The sequence below is a fragment of the Mogibacterium pumilum genome (assembly GCF_002243385.1).
GTDB lineage: Bacteria > Bacillota > Clostridia > Peptostreptococcales > Anaerovoracaceae > Mogibacterium > Mogibacterium pumilum.
The window spans coordinates 1,587,781-1,609,978 of sequence record NZ_CP016199.1; the positions used below are offsets into that span (position 1 = coordinate 1,587,781).

20 protein-coding genes are annotated in these 22,198 nt (G+C 40.5%); 2 read left to right on the plus strand and 18 right to left on the minus strand.

Translation table 11 applies throughout. The annotated features are described in order from the left end of the window. The 7 genes from AXF17_RS07625 to AXF17_RS09605 form a co-directional block, all read right to left on the minus strand. Positions 1–355, minus strand: a 355-nt coding sequence (locus tag AXF17_RS07625; protein ID WP_207651552.1) for a restriction endonuclease subunit S, incomplete at its 3' end; no start/stop codon positions are given. Next, entirely contained in the window at positions 345–1,877 is a 1,533-nt protein-coding gene (locus AXF17_RS07630; protein ID WP_094234499.1) for a type I restriction-modification system subunit M, read from the minus strand. The genes AXF17_RS07625 and AXF17_RS07630, both read right to left, overlap by 11 nt. Before the next feature lie 79 nt (positions 1,878–1,956). Further along, complete coding sequence (locus AXF17_RS07635; RefSeq protein ID WP_094234500.1) at positions 1,957–3,279, minus strand: 5-methylcytosine restriction system specificity protein McrC; 1,323 nt, start codon at positions 3,277–3,279, stop codon at positions 1,957–1,959. After that, positions 3,260–5,110, minus strand: coding sequence for an AAA family ATPase (locus AXF17_RS07640; RefSeq protein WP_094234501.1), 1,851 nt, complete (start codon positions 5,108–5,110; stop codon positions 3,260–3,262). The genes AXF17_RS07635 and AXF17_RS07640 overlap by 20 nt, the downstream gene beginning before the upstream one ends. A 59-nt stretch (positions 5,111–5,169) precedes the next feature. After that, a complete protein-coding gene (locus tag AXF17_RS07645; RefSeq protein WP_094234502.1) occupies positions 5,170–7,137 on the minus strand; it encodes a hypothetical protein in 1,968 nt (655 codons plus the stop codon). 566 nt (positions 7,138–7,703) lie between these two features. Then, complete coding sequence (locus tag AXF17_RS07650; protein ID WP_330398560.1) at positions 7,704–8,231, minus strand: DDE-type integrase/transposase/recombinase; 528 nt, start codon at positions 8,229–8,231, stop codon at positions 7,704–7,706. Positions 8,232–8,488: 257 nt separating this feature from the next. Next, on the minus strand, positions 8,489–8,638 hold the full coding sequence (locus tag AXF17_RS09605; RefSeq protein WP_157682596.1) for a hypothetical protein: 150 nt from the start codon (positions 8,636–8,638) through the stop codon (positions 8,489–8,491). Positions 8,639–8,948: 310 nt separating this feature from the next. Here AXF17_RS09605 and AXF17_RS09610 point away from each other — a divergent pair, with 310 nt between their 5' ends. Beyond that, positions 8,949–9,275, plus strand: coding sequence for a hypothetical protein (locus tag AXF17_RS09610; RefSeq protein ID WP_237049039.1), 327 nt, complete (start codon positions 8,949–8,951; stop codon positions 9,273–9,275). Positions 9,276–9,585: 310 nt separating this feature from the next. Beyond that, complete coding sequence (locus AXF17_RS07660; protein WP_237049040.1) at positions 9,586–10,110, plus strand: hypothetical protein; 525 nt, start codon at positions 9,586–9,588, stop codon at positions 10,108–10,110. A gap of 244 nt (positions 10,111–10,354) precedes the next feature. On the opposite strand, the gene guaA is transcribed toward AXF17_RS07660, so the two are convergent. The 11 genes from guaA to tsaA all read right to left on the minus strand — a co-directional run. Next, entirely contained in the window at positions 10,355–11,896 is a 1,542-nt protein-coding gene (gene guaA / locus AXF17_RS07665; RefSeq protein WP_094234505.1) for a glutamine-hydrolyzing GMP synthase, read from the minus strand. Between the two features lie 8 nt (positions 11,897–11,904). Continuing rightward, positions 11,905–13,416, minus strand: a complete 1,512-nt coding sequence (locus AXF17_RS07670) for an IMP dehydrogenase (RefSeq protein WP_094234506.1) — start codon at positions 13,414–13,416, stop codon at positions 11,905–11,907. A gap of 185 nt (positions 13,417–13,601) precedes the next feature. Next, positions 13,602–14,198 (minus strand): hypothetical protein, encoded by a 597-nt coding sequence (locus AXF17_RS07675; RefSeq protein WP_094234507.1) that lies wholly within the window; start codon positions 14,196–14,198, stop codon positions 13,602–13,604. A 9-nt stretch (positions 14,199–14,207) separates the two neighbouring features. Continuing rightward, on the minus strand, positions 14,208–15,851 hold the full coding sequence (gene hcp, locus AXF17_RS07680; protein ID WP_094234508.1) for a hydroxylamine reductase: 1,644 nt from the start codon (positions 15,849–15,851) through the stop codon (positions 14,208–14,210). A 217-nt stretch (positions 15,852–16,068) separates the two neighbouring features. Beyond that, positions 16,069–16,779 carry a Crp/Fnr family transcriptional regulator gene (locus AXF17_RS07685; protein ID WP_094234509.1) on the minus strand — a complete coding sequence of 237 codons (711 nt, stop codon included), beginning with the start codon at positions 16,777–16,779 and terminating at the stop codon, positions 16,069–16,071. Positions 16,780–16,791: 12 nt separating this feature from the next. Further along, entirely contained in the window at positions 16,792–18,420 is a 1,629-nt protein-coding gene (groL, locus tag AXF17_RS07690; protein WP_094234510.1) for a chaperonin GroEL, read from the minus strand. Between the two features lie 127 nt (positions 18,421–18,547). Continuing rightward, positions 18,548–18,820, minus strand: a complete 273-nt coding sequence (locus AXF17_RS07695; protein ID WP_094234772.1) for a co-chaperone GroES — start codon at positions 18,818–18,820, stop codon at positions 18,548–18,550. 142 nt (positions 18,821–18,962) lie between these two features. Beyond that, entirely contained in the window at positions 18,963–19,811 is an 849-nt protein-coding gene (locus tag AXF17_RS07700; protein WP_094234511.1) for a DNA-3-methyladenine glycosylase family protein, read from the minus strand. 297 nt (positions 19,812–20,108) lie between these two features. Beyond that, positions 20,109–20,483 carry a Rid family detoxifying hydrolase gene (locus AXF17_RS07705; protein ID WP_094234512.1) on the minus strand — a complete coding sequence of 125 codons (375 nt, stop codon included), beginning with the start codon at positions 20,481–20,483 and terminating at the stop codon, positions 20,109–20,111. 218 nt (positions 20,484–20,701) lie between these two features. Beyond that, positions 20,702–21,469 (minus strand): YlmH family RNA-binding protein, encoded by a 768-nt coding sequence (locus tag AXF17_RS07710; protein WP_157682597.1) that lies wholly within the window; start codon positions 21,467–21,469, stop codon positions 20,702–20,704. 66 nt (positions 21,470–21,535) lie between these two features. Beyond that, a partial coding sequence (tsaA, locus tag AXF17_RS07715; RefSeq protein WP_094234773.1) for a tRNA (N6-threonylcarbamoyladenosine(37)-N6)-methyltransferase TrmO occupies positions 21,536–22,198 on the minus strand: 663 nt, incomplete at its 5' end.

The window sequence follows — 22,198 nt, forward strand, 5'->3', positions numbered from 1 at the left end:
TATTAAGAGTTTCCGTTCTCAAGCTTGGAATTGTTGTTCCTTCATTATAAATATTTAAGTCTATAAGCAACATAGAATAGAATAAATATTTAGGAATAACAATATCAGTATTAATTACAGTATAGAAAAGTGTATCGACTGTCCAGAATGGATGTTCTACATATTTGACCTTACCTATTGACCCCTTTCTACCAATCAAGACAGATGGCTTATCGTAAAGAGACGTAGTAGCATATCCCATCAATCCACCAGTTCCATAAATAGGAATTATCTTCTCATCTGTAACAACTTTTTTCTGGTTCTTTCCATATTTAATAGTTGCTAACTCAGAAAGAGTGTATCTTTTAAACTTCATACCCAATTGCTCCTAGATTCTTCTTAATCTCCTCCTCTAATTCATGAGATTTCTTAAACATATCAGAAAGCTCCGATGTTAGTCTCTTCATCTTCTCTTCAAACGGCTCTCCGTCATCTTCTTGTTCTTCAATTCCAACATATCGTCCAGGAGTTAAGATATAGTCTTGTTTTGCTATATCGTCTATTGTTGCTATAGCAGAAAATCCTTTTTCCTCCTCTAATTCTCCATTCTGAAAATCTTCGAATGTTTTTGCTAGTAAATCGATATCTCCAAGACTTCCATCCTCTTGGATGCCTTCAGTAAAATCTCGGTGCTTTCTATCGACCATGAAGCCCATTTTTCTGGCATCTATAAACAGTGTCTTTCCTTTTTGCTTTTTATTTTTAGTGATAAACCATAGTGTAACGGGAATTGTAACACTATAAAACAACTGAGTTGGCAAGGCCACAATTCCTTCAACAAGATCGTCTTCTATAATCTTTTTCCTTATTTCTCCTTCACCAGAAGATTGTGATGATAATGCTCCATTGGCGAGTACCAAACCTATTTTCCCATTCGGCGCAAGGTGATGAATCATATGCTGTATCCACGCATAGTTTGCATTACCTGATGGAGGCATTCCATATTTCCATCTGACATCTTCCTTTAATTTATCTGCACCCCAATTGGATAGATTAAATGGGGGATTTGCCATTATGAAATCTGACTTAAGTGTTTTATGAATGTCATTAAAGAAGGTATCCGCATGATAAGAACCAAAATTAGCATCAATACCTCTTATGGCCATATTCATTTTAGCCATCTTCCACGTATCTGCATTAGATTCCTGACCATATACAGAGATATTGCCCCTATTGTCACTATGTGCCTGTACAAACTTCTCACTTTGCACAAACATACCACCACTACCGCAACAAGGATCATATACACGGCAGTTATTAAAAGGTTTTAGTATGGACACAATTGTTTTTACTATGCTTGAAGGTGTATAAAATTCACCACCCTTAGTTCCTTCATAAGCAGCAAACTGAGCAATACAATACTCATATGTCCTACCAAGTAAATCTTTACTTGCCTCAGTTCCATCCATTTTTACTTCATTTGTAAATAGGTCTACAACTTCACCCAGTACTCTTTTATCCAAATCTGGGCTAGCATAATTTTTAGGTAATACATTCTTCAAGCTTGTATTTTCTTTTTCAATTGCCCTCATAGCATCATCAATTACTGTACCGATTTCAGGTGTGTGTGCGGCAGATGAAATCTTACTCCAGCGAGCTTCTTCTGGTACAAAGAAAATATTTTCTTCTACATACGCATCTCTGTCATTCTCAAATCCATCACCTTCATTTAAAAGTTCCTCATAGCGTTTTTCGAATGCACTAGAAATGTAACGAAGAAAAATAAGACCTACAATTACCTTCCTATATTCAGCAGCAGGAATGTGCCCCCAAAGAACACAAGCTGCATCCCAAATCTGCTTTTCAAAGCCTATATTAGTATTGTTCTTCTTTGCCATTAGGGTTACCTTTCTTTAATTATGCTAAATGTTTCTATATTATTTAGTATTCTATCATATTTATAAAAATATATTGTTTTTAATATGCTTTTTTGATCGCATTTATAAATTCTTTTTCGCTATGATTAATCTGTTTAGTAAATTCATTATAATTCAATGACTCACTCGGAACCTTCAACCCAAGCTTGGTAATACTAATATCCGTTCTAGCTGATACATCCCCCTCATATGTCGAGCCTTCATTCATCATTAAGCATTTACTGCCCGAATCAGTTGAGTCAGGATATAGATAGTATCCGCGTTTAGAATCGAATCTGAACATATATGCGAGTACCTGCAGATAGTCTTTGTTCCCGATATTATCAATCGGCTTATATTTAGCATCGGCAATGACTCTATCAGCTTGATTCCTTCCTATGAAATCTGGATAAATCAAACCAATACCGCCGCCAAATAGCCTCTGTGCGCCAGTGCCAGACTTATTCATTGGATGATAGAACATATCGTCGATAAGGGAATTAATGTATTCTTCCCACAGCCACGCACCATCGAACAGTATGCCGTAAACTTTTCGGTGTCCGTCGCCGAACTTGTGTTTCTGATTTTGCAGTATCAATATACATAATCTTTGAAGGTCCCTATATTCGTGATAGTACGCGTGACGAATAGTGTTTTTCCTGTTTGCTTCGAGAACGCGCCTTCTATCTGTCGCCCTGTATTTAGGAGTGGCGTATATAACGAGCTTCACCTCGTCCTTTACTTTGTTAAGAAGATTGTAGCCATATGATTTACTCTTGATATGTTCAATAGTGTGCCTTATTAGCTCCATGAGATAATTATCAAATGAGTATTCTCTCTGGTTGTATGCGATATCACCTACAAATGGAATATTATTTTTGATATGTCTAGCAATATCAATAGTTCCCCGAACGTTGTCATCATTGTATTTATTGTGTATGTATGTCTTGAATGCGCCCTTTCTAGCAGCAACTTTGAGGTAATGAGGAAACAGGAAAAGCAGCAGATTAAACATCCGCTCTTCCTGATTAGCGTTCGTATCAAGACTTATGAAATTAGGAAAATCCAGTACCTTTTCTAATAGGTACTGGAAGAAATAGTCATTATCACCACGGCTAAATCTAGATTCGATTACAAGACGTTCATCGCCCGATCCGAGGAAGCCCATGACGTTTCCAGAGCAATACATACCGTTACAGCTTTGTAGAATCATCTGATCCTTGGTTATGTCTTCCGCATCCTTGATAATCTCAGGAAATACGAATACACCCTCTCGTTCAAGCTGCTCCAGCGTCTTGTCGGAAACGTGCGAGACTATGGATTTTACTTGATAAAAATCCTCTTTTGGCAGGTATTGATTATCCTTAATTTTGAGCTGCTTCATCTGTAGCACCTTCATCTAGGGCAAAATATCCATATGCTCTAGCAAACCTTTTCATGATGCCCTTTTCGTCATAGAGACCACGCACATATTCTTGCAGTAGTGGCTCAAGGTAGTCAGTCCAAAAGTCATTGAAATTCAGATACTTTAGCTTAAGGAAATACGAAGCACCAATCTGATAGTTCTCGTTTAGGCCCTCTACTTTGAGAATCTCAGCATTCAGTCTATCCATCCTTGCAATTGCCTCATTCTTAGTGTCTTCATCGGCTATTGTATCGAGCATATCCTGTGTAGATTCAGCTCTCACCTCAACAAATCTAAACCTTCTGCGCATAGCAAAATCGAAGCTATCTACAGACCTGTCTATATCGTTCATAGTGCCTATGATATAGACATTCTCAGGGATGTAGAACTTCTCATCTTGGTTATCGTGCATATTTGAGTACTTTGTTGCAACTTCACCAGCTTGTCCACGATATCCTGGATCTATTGCAAAGAATAGCTCGCCGAGGATTTTTGAAATCTCGCCACGGTTTATCTCATCGATGATGAAGATGTATTTCTTTAAAGGTTCTGCTTCTACTTTTGCCCTTCGGTTAATCTTCCCAGCTTCTTTGATGGCTTTAAATAAAGCGAAATCATACGAGTAATTCTGGGTACCGAACTGCTTACCAAAGAACTTCGTGATATCACTTACTTTATTGAAGTCGAGTCCAGACTCAAGCATCTTTCGTAATTCATCTATATTTAGGCTAAGTTTATTTACCGTTTCATTGCCTGGTATTGCAAGGTAAATATGCCTATCATCCATATTGGTGATAGTAAATTTATTTCCCTTTATAGTTTTAAATTCTTCTTCTCCGAACTCAATATCTGCAAAGAATTCCTCGAGAGCGGTGTTAGAAGATATTTCTTTCTCTCTTACATCTATAGGCTTCTGAGAATCTTCGAAGTTTCGTCGTGCTCTATCTACAAAGCTTTTAAATATACCGTCCTGCAGCTCAAATCCCATGCTTCCATCTTCATTCATTTTAGGTCTTAGACCTTCAACAAAATCTGAATAATCATAGCTTGGATGGAACTGAACAAACTCGACTTGTCTTCTTTGCTCCTCTGTTAGATCAGCCCATTTATCTGTGTAACCGTTACTTATTATGTCGGCAGCGATCTGCTTGGCAAGATAAGATTTGCCAGTGCCTGGTGCCCCTCTGAAGATGAGATTTTTTGATTCTAGTAGTAATTTGGAATATGGGATTTTGCACTCAATCAAAGTCTTTACTGTATCATCAATGATTATTTTTTCAAATTCGCCATTTTTCTTCGTTTTTTCGGTTTTGTCCCTATATATTAGGACAAACTTCTCTCCTTGTTTTCCAAATCTCTTTACACACTCTTGAACAAATCGCAGTGTTGAAAACATGTTCCATGAATAAATGACAAATTGTGGACCACCCTCTCGTCTGTAGATTAAATACTCAACTGATTTCTTGTAATCTCGATATTCTTCTACACTTGAAAAAATACCCCTAATAAGTGCCTGCCCAGGGCTGTACTTACAGATAGGAAACTCCTTCTTGTCTTCCTTTGACAATGCTATGAGTTTTCTTTCGAAAATCTGCATAGCAAGACGAGGAAGCGTTTGATTAGATATACGTTGCTCCCCTTTATTTCTTTTCCTTCTGATCAACTCATTATCAGAAGTTACATAATATGCATCTATAGGTTCGTAGTTGTCACCTAGGTTTAGGTTATCTATATTAAACCTTGTATCCGTTGAAATTAAGTTGTCAGCTGTGATGGTTAGTTCGTATTTTTCTTGAGTTGTGGTGGTCATTGTTTGTCTCCGTGGATTTTTTACATTAAATAATTTAACAGTTGATTTTTCAATGATAGTTATAATACTCCACTAAAGCTCTGAATATCCTTTTTCAACTTTTCAATTTTTTCAGTATTAACACCATGTTTTTTATATGTATGACATGTTACCAATTTCACAACTGTATTTTTCACGGATTGAAATAATGATTGTAGATTAACTGTTTTTTTATAAAAAACAGTTATAATAGCTGGCATAACTGGCAAGCAAAACTCAATAAATATACGCACTCCGGTCGTAAATTTGCTTGAGATTACAAAGCATGCATATACATATATAACAAAAAATACTGGAATAAGTAATAACAATATATCTGTATATAATTTTATTTTCTTATCTGCTCTGCATTTCTTTTCTTCTAATTCCCTTAACTCTTCCTTCTTTTCATCCAAGGCTGAGGAAATAAGTTCATCTTTATTTACAATATCCGAATGCAATTCCTCAATTTCATTATTCCTTTCGAACAAATCGCTACGCAGCTTTTCTTTTTCATTTTTATAAATTGCTATATCTTCTTCACTTATTGACTCTAAAACATCTTCAACATTTGAAGTTGTAATGTCTTCTGGTTTCTTTGATTCTTCTCGAAGACTTACAAACATTTGTATCATTTGTTCTTTATCAATTTTTTTATTTTGATATTCCTTCTTTGTTTTTTCATACTTATCTGTTATAGATTGTGTAAGTAAGCTTGATAATATAATCTGTGATTTAGTTAAGATATCGAAGCTTGCAGGAAGATCTTTTGCTCCGAACCCCTTATTTAAATCATACCAAAGTCTATTTGTTAACGTAAATATGTTTATAGCAAATGGAAGTTTTTCTCCACATAGGCTATTTGAAATACTCAAAATCTTTTTTGTTTCGGTAAGAATAATATGTCTCGCCTTTTTTAAATCATTTGTATTATTGTTTTTTCTTAAAATGCTAATATAATTTAAATGCTTGAGATACCTATCTTTATCATCAGCTATATCAAATTCATTAAACATTTCCCTGCTTTCCACATTATATTTATGATTTCTCTCATTATAGTAATCGTATTCTTTTGCTTTCGTTATTCCATATTGTGCTATTAGGCGATTAAATTTTACTTTTTTATCTATAACATCAGCTCCTGTTTTACATCCTTCAACTATTTTCTTCATAGCGTTATTATCCGTCGAAACTATGTCATGGCCTTTAACAATATGCTGTGCTTTTGCAAAGTAATCGTCAATCTCTTTTTCAACTTCTTCAAAATAATTAACTTTAATTACTTTCTTCTTACTCTTTGAGTTCATTTCAGAAACAAGTGTCATTAAATCACTTGCTATCCTTTTAAAAACTTCTCCATTATATCCAGCTAAATGAAACAAAATTTCATTCTCAACATAAATATTAATATCTTCTTTCCATGCAGCTCTATCTGATATATTGCTATTATAATTGATACCAGCATATAAAATAGCACCTTCTTTAATCTTTCGGATCTGTAAATCATCATGTATCTCGGCTTTTTTTAATATAAAAGCACTGATTAAATCGGAGTATTTATCTGCATTTGAGTCTTCAAGTAAAAAGTAACAAAACTCTTTACTCAAGACTTGCTTATCTTGTTTAGATAATATCCCTCTATGAGCCTCTACAAATTCACATAGCTCATTAAAAACCATTTCATTATCATATGCTGCAGCTTCATAATCATGTATAAAGTTACTTTCTTCTACCTGATTATAATCAACAATATAACTATTACTTTCTTTTTTTACAAAATTTAATTTTTTTATCGAAGTTTTTATAACATAATCTGGAATTTTAAATCCATAATGATTTTTTAATAATTCCGACATCTCAATAAGTTCAAAATAATATTTCTTTTCTGAAATTACAATAGACTCAATAAATTTTGACATAATCTCATATATATCATGTTTTCCATCATCGTATAATTGTCTAAAGGTAACTATAGCTGCTACATTTTTCATTTCTTCATTTAAACACATATAACTTATCCCCCGTTTAATTGAAACTACAATATATAAAAATAAATCTTACTATAAACAAATCTTTCTAGTACTATCTATCTTTGTAAAACTTATAAATTTAATATCCAAATTATCTCATATTGTTACAGACCTCTTTTCTATTGTTTCAATAGCTTCGTCTTTACACTTTCTATATGATATTAGTGACCAAATGACTACTAGAGATTCTCGTATCCTATTGTTCAATCATAACTTTTTAAAGAGAACAATAATCAATATGGGATGTTATCGATTTGATCTACCAGCGTCAAAAAATCAGTAGACAAGAAAATACAAAATTATTATATCACTGAGCTTTTTGGTTTGTACGATATTAAATACATCAGTTTGTATTTTATTTATACACTATTTCTTATGGATTGTGATTTTAAGAGTAATCAAAGTTTTTAGGATTTAGATAGTTGGCGAAATGTCAAGGAAAGTGCAGTACCCCCTCCTAAAAAGATTTAAGTCGCTAGGGCTTCGTCGAGCAGCATCATTCTATATTCTGTCGGAGGAAGTCCGCTCGAATTAGATGCATATATTCATACCGTATTGTAGTAAGTAAATACATACTTGAAGATCCAGGGCTTTACTTCTAACATCTTCATTCTGTATGTCGGGATACGATACAGGAGCTCCTTCTTCAAAGTAGCGAAGAACCTCTCTATTCTGGCATTGTCATAATAGTGATCAATGCCACTTAGACTTTGTTGTATGTTATTTGCTGGCAGTATTGCTCTGAAACCGTCGCTTGTATATTGGCTTCCTCTATCTAAATGCAAGGTCACCCCACTGATTGGGTATCTAATCCGTGCAGTTTTAACAGTATCGATACATAATTCTTTCTTTATGTTATAACGCTTGATGAGCGATAGAATCTCCCCATTAAAGCAGTCGATGATCAGTGAAATGCAAAGTTCACCATCGATACATCGAATCTGAGACATATCTGTAATCAGCTTGGTATATGGCTTATCTTCTGAGAAATCCTGTCGAATCAGGTTTTCCTTCTCCTGAATCTCGGTTGTAGCTTTGGTCAGACCCTTAGGTCTGCGCTTTCGTTCATGGATTAGTCATATTTTGAACATGATCCGTCTGAGCCTGTGTATACTAACTTTGGCCCTCTTAGTGCAAGAGTCATCTGCATACGTAGAACTCCATAGTTGTCATTGAATACAGACTCATCAATGATGGTCTGTATAGATGCCGAAAAAACCGAGGGCCTCCTTGAGTATATCATTGGCTCGCTTGGTTTCACGCAGTTCGGCTTCAAGCTCCTGTATCCGACGATCTTTCTCGTCGACAGGTTTACGTTTGTAACCACTGCCTACAAAATATGAACACCTTGATGCTTTCGGATGTATCGCCAATCAGCAAGTGTGTAATATGGAATGCCAAGCTTCTCTGCAGCCTTTCTGGCACCAATCTCGACTGAAATTTCGAGGGCTTCCTGCTTGAATGAATTGTCGTATTGCATATTATCACCAATCCTTTCATTGATATACTACCATGAGAATTTGGTGGATTTACAGACTCTACTTATATGTTACAACTCCAGAAGTCAATAGCCTTTTTTCTAATTTTTATCCGTATTTCTTTTTATGTTTAGTATACGATTTGATATAATGAATATAGGGGATTGTAATATGAATAATAAACTGTATCGGAACGATTGAAATATCTTCGTTCTATAAATAAAAAAACACAAAAAAATCTGCTGAGTTTTTAGGAATACCTCAGCCTTCTATGTCTGCATATGAAAATGGAAAAATAATCCTACAATAGATGTGCTTATAGAGATTGCCGATAAATGCAATGTATCTTTAGACTGGCTTGCCGGAAGAAGTGACTATACTTTCGGTCTTTCAAGCATGAGAGATTTTGTATTATTTATGTATGAACTGGCAATGAAAAAAGAAATCGGATTTGAAATAATTGTGGAAGACAAATTTCCCAATAATGATATTGAAACAGAAGAAAATAAATGGAATGTTAAGCTTGTATTCTATGGTAATGATAAAGAGCATGCTTTTAATGCTGACATATGCAATATCCTAAAAGAATTGTCTGATAATCTGTTCGACTTGGAGTCATACTCTATTACAAAAGAATAGTTTGATTCCATGAAAATAAATCTGTAGAATATTACTCTCTACCACTAACACAGAAAGAGTTTGAAGAACTGTCAAGAAATGAGATTATAAAAAAGAAAATTGAATACTTAAAAGATACTAATTTGTTATATTTTTAATAGAATGCTGTAATATACAAAAGCGAGGTATATATATGAGATTTTGCGATTTATTTATCAGTTATAAAGTATGTTTAAAAGACACAAAGAGTACTATACGTTTCACTAAGCTACCGCTATACAGAAAAGTTTTTCTTGTCATCTTTCTTACCGGAATTATTATCAGTGGTATTATGCTAATATTTATACATAATTTATTTTCATTTATTCCTGCTGGATTAAGCTTTTTTTCACTTATAATATTCTTTATAATTGATTCTCAAAAAAGTAATACTAAAGAAATGCTTGAAAAGCATTATATTCCTTACTCGGAAAAACGAATGAATAAGATAATTGAGATTTTAAAAAAATATAATATTGACATTAAAAATTTAGATTCACTTGATATGCTAATCGAGAAGGCAAAATATGAACAAATAAAATGTGATTACTTGTCGCAATTTAAAAAACCTTTTAAATTATTAGGCTCAATCATTATCCCTATCATTATATTTGTTGCCAGGAAGATTAGCGAGTCAACTGCAGAAACACAGATGCTTAATATGGCGGTATCAACAATAATCTTAATTTTACTAATTTTTTCACTCATATTTTCTTTCGCACCTATTGCAAAAGATATATTTTATCGCGACTATAATAGGTATGATGAATTTATATGTGACTTAAGACAAATAAAACTTTTCTATTCAAAAAACTAACTACTTGATTACTCTCGACTTACAAAGAAAATAATTTGAAGCTCTTATTCGTTATAGGATTCTAAAAAAGAGAATTGAAGACTTGGAAAAAAAACAATTTGCTGTAAGAAATAATGCTACGGGAAACTTCCTGTAGCATTTTAAAATACCAATACATCACCCAAAGAATTATTCTTCAGGTGATATATTGCAAGCACGACACTCACAAAACGGCTATTAATAAGGCTTTAGAACCTATTTTTAACTATTCAAACTCCACCGTTCCCGGCGGCTTCGAGGTCAGATCGTAGAACACCCTATTCACGTGATCCACCTCATTTATTATTCTATTCATCACCTTCTGCAGCACTGACCATGGGATTTCTACTGCCTCCGCTGTCATGAAGTCGACTGTTTCGACCGCACGGATCGCAACCGCATAGTCATACGTACGGAAGTCACCCATTACGCCGACTGACCTCATATTAGTTAGAGCTGCGAAGTACTGGCTAATTGAGCCTTCGAGGCCCGCCTTTGCGATCTCTTCACGGTAGATTGCATCAGCCTCCTGCACTATCTTAACCTTCTCAGCTGTAACTTCGCCGATGATTCTGATGCCGAGTCCTGGTCCTGGGAATGGCTGACGGTCTACCAGATAGTCCGGGAGGCCGAGCTCTCTTCCTAGTGCTCGCACTTCGTCCTTGAACAGCATGCGGAGTGGCTCGATGATTTCCTTGAAATCAACGTGGTCTGGTAATCCGCCCACGTTGTGGTGCGACTTGATCACTGCTGACTTGCCGAGGCCGCTCTCGATGATGTCTGCGTAGATTGTTCCCTGAGCTAGGAAATCTACTGCGCCTATCTTCTTGGCTTCCTCTTCAAATACACGGATGAATTCCTCACCGATGATCTTACGCTTCGTCTCTGGGTCTGTCACGCCAGCGAGCTTTGCGTAGTATCTATCCTGAGCATTTACACGCACGAAGTTGAGGTCGTACTCACCCTTGCTGCCAAATATCTCTTCAACCTGGTCGCCCTCGTCCTTACGGAGTAGTCCGTGGTCCACGAACACGCAGGTCAGCTGCTTGCCGATTGCCTTTGCCAGAAGTGCCGCAACTACGCTGGAATCAACGCCGCCAGAGAGTGCAAGTAGCACCTTGCCATCCCCAACCTTCTCGCGCACCTCTGCGATTTTCTTCTCAGCGAAGGAATCCATCTTCCAGTCCTGCTCGCACTTACACACGCCTAGTATGAAGTTGCTGAGCAGCTCTGTACCCTCTGCTGTATGGTTAACCTCCGGGTGGAACTGCACTGCGTAATAGCCCCTAGCCCTGTCCTCCATGCCTGCAACTGGGCAGTTTTCTGTATGCGCTGTAATCTTGAAACCTTCTGGAACCTCACTGATATAGTCGGTGTGACTCATCCAAGTTACGGTCTCGTCGCTGAGTCCTGCAAATAGACCTTCTTTGCTATCGACTGTTGTATCGGTGCGGCCGTACTCGCTCGTCGGAGCTGTTCCGATTTTACCGCCCAGCACGTGTGCCATCAGCTGTGCGCCGTAGCAGATGCCAAGGATTGGTAGTCCTAGCTCGAACACACCTCTATCGATTGCCGGTGCACCCTCTCCATATGCGGACTGTGGACCGCCTGTGAAGATGATGCCGCATGGATCAAATTCCTTGACCTTATCAACTGTTACATTTTCAAAATTATGAACTTCCGAGTACACGCCGAGCTCACGAACCCTGCGGGCGATGAGTTGGTTGTACTGTCCGCCAAAATCAATAATTAATATCTTGTTAGCCATTATCGCTCCTAACGTCTTACTGTTGCCACGCTGTTGTCCTTGAGTACAACATCGTGCGCTCCACCCTCGATGATACTTGTCGCCGATACTAGTGTGAGCTTGGAATTATGCTGTAGCTCTGGAATTGAAAGAACTCCGCAGTTACACATTGTCGATTTAACCTTCTCCAGAGAGAGGTTTACGTTATCGTGCAGCGATCCTGCATATGGAACGTAGGAGTCAACACCTTCCTCGAACTTAAGTTTACTATCGCCGCCGAGGTCGTATCTCTGCCAGTTACGAGCTCTTGCAGAACCTTCGCCCCAGTACTCCTTCATGTAGTTGCCATTTACCATAACCTTAGCGGATGGTGACTCGTCGAATCTTGCAAAGTATCTTCCCAGCATGATGAAGTCCGCGCCCATAGCAAGTGCTAGGGTCATGTGGTAGTCATACACGATTCCGCCGTCGGAGCAGATTGGAATGTACTCACCTGTCTTCTCAAGCCACTCGTCTCTTGCTGCTGCAACCTCGAGCACTGCAGATGCCTGTCCGCGTCCGATTCCCTTCTGCTCTCTAGTGATACAGATGGATCCGCCGCCGATTCCAACCTTGATGAAGTCTGCGCCGCTCTTAGCGAGGAAGTCGAAGCCTTCCTTATCTACGACGTTACCAGCACCGATTTTAACTGTGTCGCCGTACTTTTCCTTAACCCACTTAAGAGTTCTAGCCTGCCACTCAGAATATCCCTCGGATGAGTCGATTGTTAGCACGTCTACACCAGCATCTACCAGCGCTGGGATTCTCTCCTCATAGTCACGAGTGTTGATTCCTGCACCTACGATGAAGCTCTTGTTATCATCGAGTAACTCGTTTGGATTCTGTTTGTGGGAATCATAGTCCTTTCTAAATACAAATGCTACCAGGCATCCGTCCTTGTCCACGATTGGCAGCTGGTTAACCTTGTTCTCCCAGATGATATCATTAGCCTCGGATAGAGTGATTCCAGCATTGCCGTACACGAGGTTCTCGAGAGGTGTCATGAACTCAGAAACCTTAGTGTCTGTGCTGAGTCTGCTAACTCTGTAGTCCTTGCTTGTAACGAGGCCGACTAGCTTGCCATGGCCTGTTCCGTCGTCCGTAACCGCCACTGTCGAGTGTCCGGAGTTCTTCTTAATTTCTAAGACATCAGCAAGTGTACTGTCAGGTTTTACATTAGTATCGCTAGGTACGAAACCCGCCTTGTAGGATTTAACCTTCTTGACCATTGCCGCCTGGTTTTCGATTGACTGAGAACCAAAGATGAAAGAAATTCCACCCTCCTTCGCTAATGCAACCGCCATCCCATCATCAGAAACAGCCTGCATTACTGCGGAAACAAGTGGAATATTTGCCTTAATCTTAGGCTCCTCGCCTTTCTTGAATTTAGTAATCGGAGTCGCGAGCGACACATTCTCAGGCCTAGCTTCTGCGCTAGAATATCCAGGCACTAGAAGGTACTCACTAAATGTTCTTGATGGTTCTGTTAGAACGATTGCCATTTTGCACCTCTCTCTTTCTATATAAAAATCAAATTGTAATTAAAGATATTAATTGAAAATTATAGCACAATGGGTCGGTTTTAGGTAGTGGTTGTGACGGAAAATATAATAAAAAAGCTGTGGCCGAACGAATCGCCCAGCCACAACCTTATGATTTAATTTGTGTATGTAATCACTAGCTGCGGTTACGCTCTAATCTCGTAAGTTCCTTCCTGAGGCTCATCGTATGTGAGGCCTGCAGGCTCGAACATTCCCCTCACGATTTCTGTTCTTAGCACGTAGTAGAGTTCATCCTCTTCATCAGCCCAGTGCTGAGCGTGAATGTCCATATTGCGCCTCCATGTGATAGAGTCGTTTGTCTGGCCCACCATCTCATTTACATTGTCACAAGGCATTCCATCAAGAAGCGTATTGTTGAGGTATCCAAAGGCTACGTCTACCTTAGTACCAACTGGTACCGCATTGAGCTCGCCGAAGCGTCGCGCTGCCTTCTTTAAGTCCTCTACTCTTGCAGGGTTTGCTGCTGCGATAGTCTGAACTAGCTTCGCATATCTGCACTCTGCATCTGCAATTCTTGACTGGAGGCTGCCGTGAATGTTGTCAGGGTCAACCGCCTCTTCAAGCGGACGTCTATCGTAGCTGTGACACTCATTTGCAAGCTCCTCTGTAAGCTCGCTCCAGCCCTCTGCCTTACCGGCATCGATTAGAGCATCTGTGAGGTCTTCCTGGAATATGATTTTGTCATACAGCCACTGATGTATAGGTCCTAGAAATAAACTCATATATACCTCCTAGTTCCCGAGGAATAGCTTGATATCGTCGTCTACTGACCCGATTCCTGCGATTCCGAAGTTCTCAACGAGTACGTTTGCAACGTTTGGTGAGAGGAATCCTGGTAGTGTTGGTCCTAGGTGGATGTTCTTAACACCGAGGTATAGAAGTGCGAGAAGAACGATTACAGCCTTCTGCTCATACCAAGCGATGTTGTAAGCGATTGGTAGCTCGTTAACGTCGTCTAGTCCAAATACTTCCTTTAGTTTAAGAGCGATAAGTGCTAGTGAGTATGAGTCGTTGCACTGACCTGCGTCGAGTACACGTGGAATCCCGCCGATGTCTCCGAGGTCTAGCTTGTTGTACTTGTACTTAGCGCATCCTGCTGTGAGGATTACTGTATCTTTAGGTAGAGCCTTTGCAAACTCTGTGTAGTAGTCTCTCGACTTCATTCTGCCATCGCAACCAGCCATTACGAAGAACTTCTTGATTGCGCCTGACTTAACTGCCTCAACTACTGTATCTGCTAGTGCAAATACCTGCTCGTGTGCAAATCCACCAATGATCTCTCCTGTCTCAATCTCTGTTGGTGCTGGGCACTTCTTAGCTAGCTCGATGATCTCGGAGAAGTCCTTAGTCTCACCGTATCCGCCCTTGATGTGCTTGCATCCTGGGTATCCAGCTGCACCTGTTGTAAAGATCTTATCCTTGTAGCTATCTGCCGGTGGCACGATGCAGTTTGTTGTCATGAGGATTGGTCCATTGAAGCTCTCGAACTCTTCCTTCTGCTTCCACCATGCATTTCCATAGTTACCAGCGAAGTGATCATACTTCTTGAATGCTGGGTAGTACTGACCTGCGAGCATCTCGGAGTGTGTGTATACGTCTACACCAGTTCCCTCTGTCTGCTCTAGAAGCATCTCGAGATCTCTTAAGTCGTGACCCGAAATCAGGATTCCCGGGTTCTTTCTAACGCCGAGGTCTACCTTTGTAATCTCCGGGTGTCCGTAAGCAGATGTGTTTGCCTCATCGAGTAGAGCCATGCCATCTACACCGTACTTACCTGTCTCTAGTGTAAGAGCAACCAGGTCATCTACAGATAGAGAATCGTCTAGTGTAAGTGCTAGAGCCTTCTGCATAAATGCATCAACCTCTACGTTGTCCTTAAGTAGAGCGTTTGCGTGCTTGCTGTATGCGGAAAGTCCCTTTAGTCCGTAAGTGATTAGCTCTCTTAGAGATCTTATGTCCTCGTTCTCAGTTGCGAGTACTCCAACCTCTGGACTAACAGCCTTTGCAGCGAACTCACCAACGCATCCGTTCCACTTAGCAGCCTCTGGAAGCTTGCCCCCGTCGTCAAGCTGCTTAATTAACTGCTCCTTACATGTAAGTGTTTCAACGATCTTAGCAGAAATTGCATCGTCGTCAAAGTTAGCATTTGTGATAGTTGTGAATAGGTTAAGCGATACTAGGTGGTTAACCTGCTCACTTACTTCCTTGCCTTCAGCTCTTAGCTGTGTAGTTACTGCAGAAAGCCCTTTAGTTACGTATACGAGCAGATCCTGTAGCGCTGCTGTCTCAGGGAGCTTGCCGCAAACTCCTCTCATAGTACATCCTGTGCCCTTTGCGGTCTCCTGACACTGATAACAAAACATACGGTTTTCCATCTGTTTTCTCCTTTCAACTCTTATATAACGTCTTTTGTTTTTTGCTTTAATAGATTGTTTGCTTTAAGTTTGTGCCACAAGCATACCATTAAAAAAGGACGGAATCTGTAACCAATGTTACAGTTCCATCCTTTTTGTATTGTTTTTGAATTAATGCATGCATATGCATCAATTTTATTATATCTGCATTAATTATACATGCGCATTTACTCGGGTATCAGTTAAGTGCCTCGATTTCTGCAGGATCAAGGACGTATATCTTGCGCCCCTTTATATCGATTAAACCATCGTCCTGCATCTTCATCAGCTCTCTCGAAACTGACGGTCTCGTCACGCCTAGGAACTCAGCGAGACCTTCTCTCGTCATATTGATTGGCTTGCTCATGTCCCTATCGTTGTACACAAGTAGCATCTTGGCAATCTTCTGACGGATGGTCGGACAAGACAGTATCCTGAGCCTCATATTTAGCGCGTAGGCATTTCTCGCAAAGCTCATCAGCATGTTATTAATCAGCTGATTGTGATAGCCACAAGCATTTCCGCAAGTTCCTGACATGAAGTCACGCGGGAGCGATATGACTTTAGAATCACAGGTCGCTTGCGCGAATACCCCGTACTTCTCTTTGCCGAGAAATAACAGGATATCTCCAAACACCTCTCCCGTATCCGTGAAGTTTCCGATGACTCTCCTGTTACCGTCGAATGAATCGTAACCAATTCTCACTCCGCCCTCTAAAAGAATGTGAAGTTTGGTTGGTTCGTCCTCTTCAGTGAATATCATGTCCCCCTTCTTGAATGAGAGGCAGAGTGCACCGCTGCATGTGAAGCAGCTTTCCACGTCGTCTAATGTCATATTCTCAAAAAGCGGACTGACCATCAGGCGTTCAGCTATTCCTCTATCCGTCTTTGATGATGCTCTTGCTGCCATATCCCTCGCCTATTACATCATGCCCATTCCGCCGCCTGCAGGCATTGCAGGTGCAGCTGGTAAATCTTCCTTAATCTCTGAAATTCCAGCCTCAGTAGTGAGAAGCATACCTGCTACACTTGAAGCATTCTGGAGCGCAGATCTAGTAACCTTAACCGGATCAACGATACCAGCTTCTAGCATGTCTACGTAATCCTCTGTTGCTGCGTTAAAGCCTATGCCCTTCTTAGACTCCTTAACCTTGGCAACGATTACGCTGCCTTCAAATCCAGCGTTCTCAGCAATCTGTCTAACTGGCTCCTCAAGTGCTCTAACTACGATTCTAGCACCAGTCTTCATATCTCCGTCCAGACTTTCAGCATACTCAGAAACCTTATCGATTGCGCAGATAAGCGATGTACCACCACCTGCAACGATGCCTTCCTCAACTGCAGCTCTAGTAGCGTTGAGAGCATCCTCAAGTCTAAGTTTCTTATCCTTTAGCTCTGTCTCTGTAGCAGCTCCAGCATTGATAACTGCAACTCCGCCTACTAGCTTAGCAAGTCTCTCCTGCAGCTTCTCTCTATCGAAGTCAGAAGTCGAATCCTCAATCTCTCCCTTGATTTTATCAACTCTATCTTCGATTTCAGTCTTATCTCCAGCACCGTTAACGATTACTGTGTGATCCTTATTAACCTTAACAGTTCCAGCCTTACCGAGCATGTCCACAGTAGCTTCCTTGAGCTCGTATCCCAGCTCTTCGCTGATTACAGTACCACCTGTGAGGATTGCAATATCCTCCATCATAGCCTTTCTTCTGTCGCCAAATCCAGGTGCTTTTACAGCCACTACATCGAGTGTTCCTCTTAGCTTATTAACTACGAGTGTTGCGAGAGCTTCACCATCTACGTCATCTGCAACGATGAGCAGCTTCTTGCCCGACTTCATGGTGTCCTCAAGAAGTGGAACGAGATCTTGAATGTTGGAAATCTTCTTATCTGTGAGAAGGATGTATGGGTTCTCAAGAACTGCTTCCATCTTCTCAGATGTAGCTGCCATATATGGCGATAGGTATCCTCTGTCAAACTGCATACCCTCAACCACATCAAGTGTAGTGCCGAGAGATCTCGACTCCTCAACTGTGATTACGCCGTCAGTTCCTACCTTCTCCATTGCTTCGGAGATTAGCTCACCGATTTCTTTATCTCCTGCTGAAACAGAAGCGACCTGAGCGATGCTCTCCTTGTCATCAACCTTAACCGCACTGTTCTTGAGATACTCAACTGCAACCTCTACAGCACCGCTGATTCCCTTCTTGAGAACCATTGGATTAGCACCAGCAGTTACGTTCTTGAAGCCCTCACGAACGATTGCCTGTGTAAGCAGTGTAGCCGTAGTAGTTCCGTCACCAGCTACATCGTTAGTCTTGGTAGCAACTTCCTTAACTAGCTGAGCTCCCATGTTCTCTACCTGATCTTCGAGCTCAATCTCCTTAGCGATTGAAACACCGTCGTTAGTAATAAGCGGAGATCCATACGATCTCTCGATGAGAACATTTCTACCCTTAGGTCCAAGTGTAATCTTAACTGTATCTGCAAGCTTGTCTACGCCTACGAGGAGCTTTCTTCTTGACTCCTCTCCATAATGTAAATCCTTTGCCATTTTAGCTTCCTCCTATATATACACCAATCAAGGTGCGTGATTAAATTTAAACTACTGACTTTATAGATATTATGTATATCTGCCTCTCTTTACAGTGATTAAATACACCTCTACAGAGGCTTATCAATTACTCGATTACTGCCAGGATATCCCTCTGGCTCATGATAATGTAATCCTCGCCACCATACTTGAGCTCTGTGCCACCGTACTTCGAGAATATAACCTTATCTCCAACCTTTACTTCCATCTTCTCGTCTTCAGTTCCTGGACCTACTGCGAGAACCTCAGCCTCCTGTGGCTTCTCCTTAGCACTAGCCGATAGTATCAGACCACCTTCAGTCTTCTCAAGTGCTTCACTACGTTTAATAACAACTCTTGCGCCTAGTGGCTTTATTCCTATACTCATTTGTAACCTCCTGATCATACGTTTTATTCAAATTGTTAGCACTCGATTATTAAGAGTGCTAAACTCTATAACATAATTTTACTCAGCACCCCACATGTTGTCAACACGGCACTATGAATTAAATGTGAAAATATCTTCACTGCATGCTTCTATAGTAATAGAATAGATACTGCTGCGCTATGCCACCGAGTTCTCCGAAGTGCTCGTCAGCAAACTTCTGCATACCCTTGATATCCTTGATGTCAAATCCATAGAGGTCAACCATTATCTTCTTCATCCAGATATCTATAGGAAATGCTGTAAAATCTCTGAGACCGAATAGCAATATGCAGTTTGCGACCTTAGGTCCGACGCCAAGATATGATAATAGAGCCTTGTGCTTCTCTTCCGTAGTTCCCGTCGGTATGCCATGCTCCGAAAAGTGCTTAGGTGCGGATACTATATATGCGTTTCTATATCCAAGCTTCAAGTCTGCCAGCTCTTCAAGCGTAGCCTTAGATAGCTGATCAGGTGTCGGAAATGCATATCTAATCTCTCCCATGAATTCACCAATCTCGGTACCGTAGTTCTTCGCTAGAGACTCGATGCATTTCTTAATCCTAGGGATATTGTTATTCTGTGAGACTATGAACGAGATGAGCACCTCCCAATAGTCTTGATTGAGTATCCTGATACCGTGGCACGCATCAATTGATCTTGCTAGCTTAGGTTCTCCCTTGAGCAGAGTTTTCTTCATAGCTCCGTAGTCCGTATCAAGATCGAAATAGCTATGCCAGTACTTCTCACTCCCGCCTGTACACTCGATAATAAGCGAGCTACTATCTCCATGATGCTCTAGCGATACGTGAGCTGCATGACCTCCTGCAACTCCTATATAGGAACCGTCCTCACATTCGTTCCATCTAAAACACTGACCACACTCGAACACATGAGCTAGCTCTATATCGTGCAAATTATCAAATCTAATAACCTTAATGTCGCTCATAAACCCTTCCTTTCATAATGGCTATTATACATGAAATTTCCATTCTGATTGATAGGAGTTGCAAATAAAAAACCGCCAGCAAGCAATTACAGGCGGTCACTTATATTACAGCTATGCAAATTCAGTCGATTGTCATAGTTACTGCTCCGAAGTTAGTGCATTTTCAGCCATTGAAAATTTCAATACAGATTTTTCGCCACATGATTTTTATTCACTGATTTTGTTTCACAAAATTTCACTTCATTGCATTTTTAATTACGGATTTTACTTCACTGCAATATTAATAATTATCAAATTTTATTTCACTGCAATAATTTCCACTTCGCATAATGCTCCTGCTGGAAGTGCTGTTATTGCAACGCACGACCTAGCTGGCTTGGAAGTAAAATACTTAGCGTATACTTCGTTGAAATCCTTGAACTCTGCCATATCGAGGATGTAGCAAGTGGTCTTAACTACGTTATCGTAAGTCATGCCGTTAGCCTTCAGAATCTCGCCTACATTTTTGCAAGCCTGCTCACACTGGCGCTGTACATCATCGCCCATGAACTTTCCTGTCTCAGGGTCGATTCCGATTGCTCCAGAAGCATAAAGTGTATTTCCTGCCATCACTGCCTGTGAGTATGGACCTAGAGCTGCAGGTGCAGTCTTGATATCAGTATATTCAAACATTTGTCTACCTCCAAAAAAATCCTATAGAGAAACATTTATTACGTTCAAAAAATCCTATAGAGAAACATCTATTACATTTTGATTGTAACACCGGAACGCAGCCAGTTCAAACGGCTATTGAGTAATCTCTATGCATGTGTGTTTGCACGCATGTCTTGGTTATGTTTGTTCTATTAGACTATATTTTCTAGACGATTCCAGTTTCATTTCCATACTACCTAAATGAAAACCTTAAACTCAGCCCAGATTCGTCCCTTCTTGGAGAGCCCAGAAAGCTCGTAAAGTACCGCCTTGCCTTTGCCACGGAGTACTATCGTGTCACCTTCATCAACACGCTTATCTATTTTGGTGACCTCCTCGTGATTTACAAAGACGATACCGCCTTTGATGGCTCTCACTGCCTCGCTTCGCGAAACATGAAATGCTGCCGATACCACGTTGTCTAGTCTTGGCGAAGAAAGCGTATCTCTAACCGCTTTTACCCTCTGCTCGGGTACTTCAAGCTCTTCGATTTCAGAGGCTGTAATCTGGAGATTTGCGTGGCCTGCGCTGTGAAATTCGGATAGCAGGAAATCCATGATTTCCGAATTTACGATCATGTCGGCACCGTTGTCATTAACCAGGATATCGCCAATTACCGACCTGTCCAGTCCGAGCGAAAGCACCGAACCGAGATAATCCCTATGTGTGAGCTTTCTGCCACTTGTCGTCACCTTAATGTGAAGTACCGAAAGCGGTGAAATCATCTCCAGTACCCCCTCGAGAGTATCCGTATATCCGTCTGGAACGAACATGAGAATTCGCCTCTCTGCATCTTCGTATCCGCCATAGAAAAATGATTTGACGTCACTTCTCCCTCTCACGACGCGCATGGCAAGCGATTGCTCGTGCATATTGAGAAAGCCAGTCGTGGTAATGTAGCTACCTCGCTCGCATTGCTCGAGTTTATCCTCTATTCGCGCTGTAATAATCTTGTCGTTATCCATATTCTTTCCCATTCAAATGATTTATGTGATGTTCCAGTGTATCGTTTTACTGCTATTTCCCTGAGTCTATCTGCATCTATCAAGCCGCCTAATACCTGTAATCACTAGCTTTCCGTCCTGTGATATGAACTCTATATCTACATTTGCAAACACCATCTTGGATGGTTTTCCAGACTCTCTATCGTATGCATCGCGCGGATCCATCTCTAAGATTCTAATCAGCGGTTCTCTGAATTCTTCATCAACCTCTGTCAGGAATTCTGCTGAAAAGTCAACTTCAATCGATGTCTCCTCTGCATGTGCAAAGCCTTCCTCTGCATCAGCGATGATATCGCTATAGGGGATATACGGCTTGATGTCATATATTGGCGTACCGTCAAGGAGATCTGCACCTTCGACGATAAGGCTGAGCTGACCATTATCATGTCTTATCTCGAGAAGCTTAACTGCAGACATGCCAAGCGAGTTTGGTCTATATGGCGACCTCGTGGCAAATACACCCATGCGCACATTCCCGCCAAGCCGCGGCGGCCTCACGGCAGGTTTCCACGCTGGATGCTCCTCAGTCATATCTATCTTGGTGTCCGAAAATCCCCAAATTAGCCAAATGTGAGAGAACTCTTCGAGTCCTCTCACAGCGTCAGGATTATTAAATTCATCGCCGAAGACTATCTCCGACTTCAGGCTCTGTACGAGCCTTGGCTGCCTCGGTATGCCGTACTTCTGCTT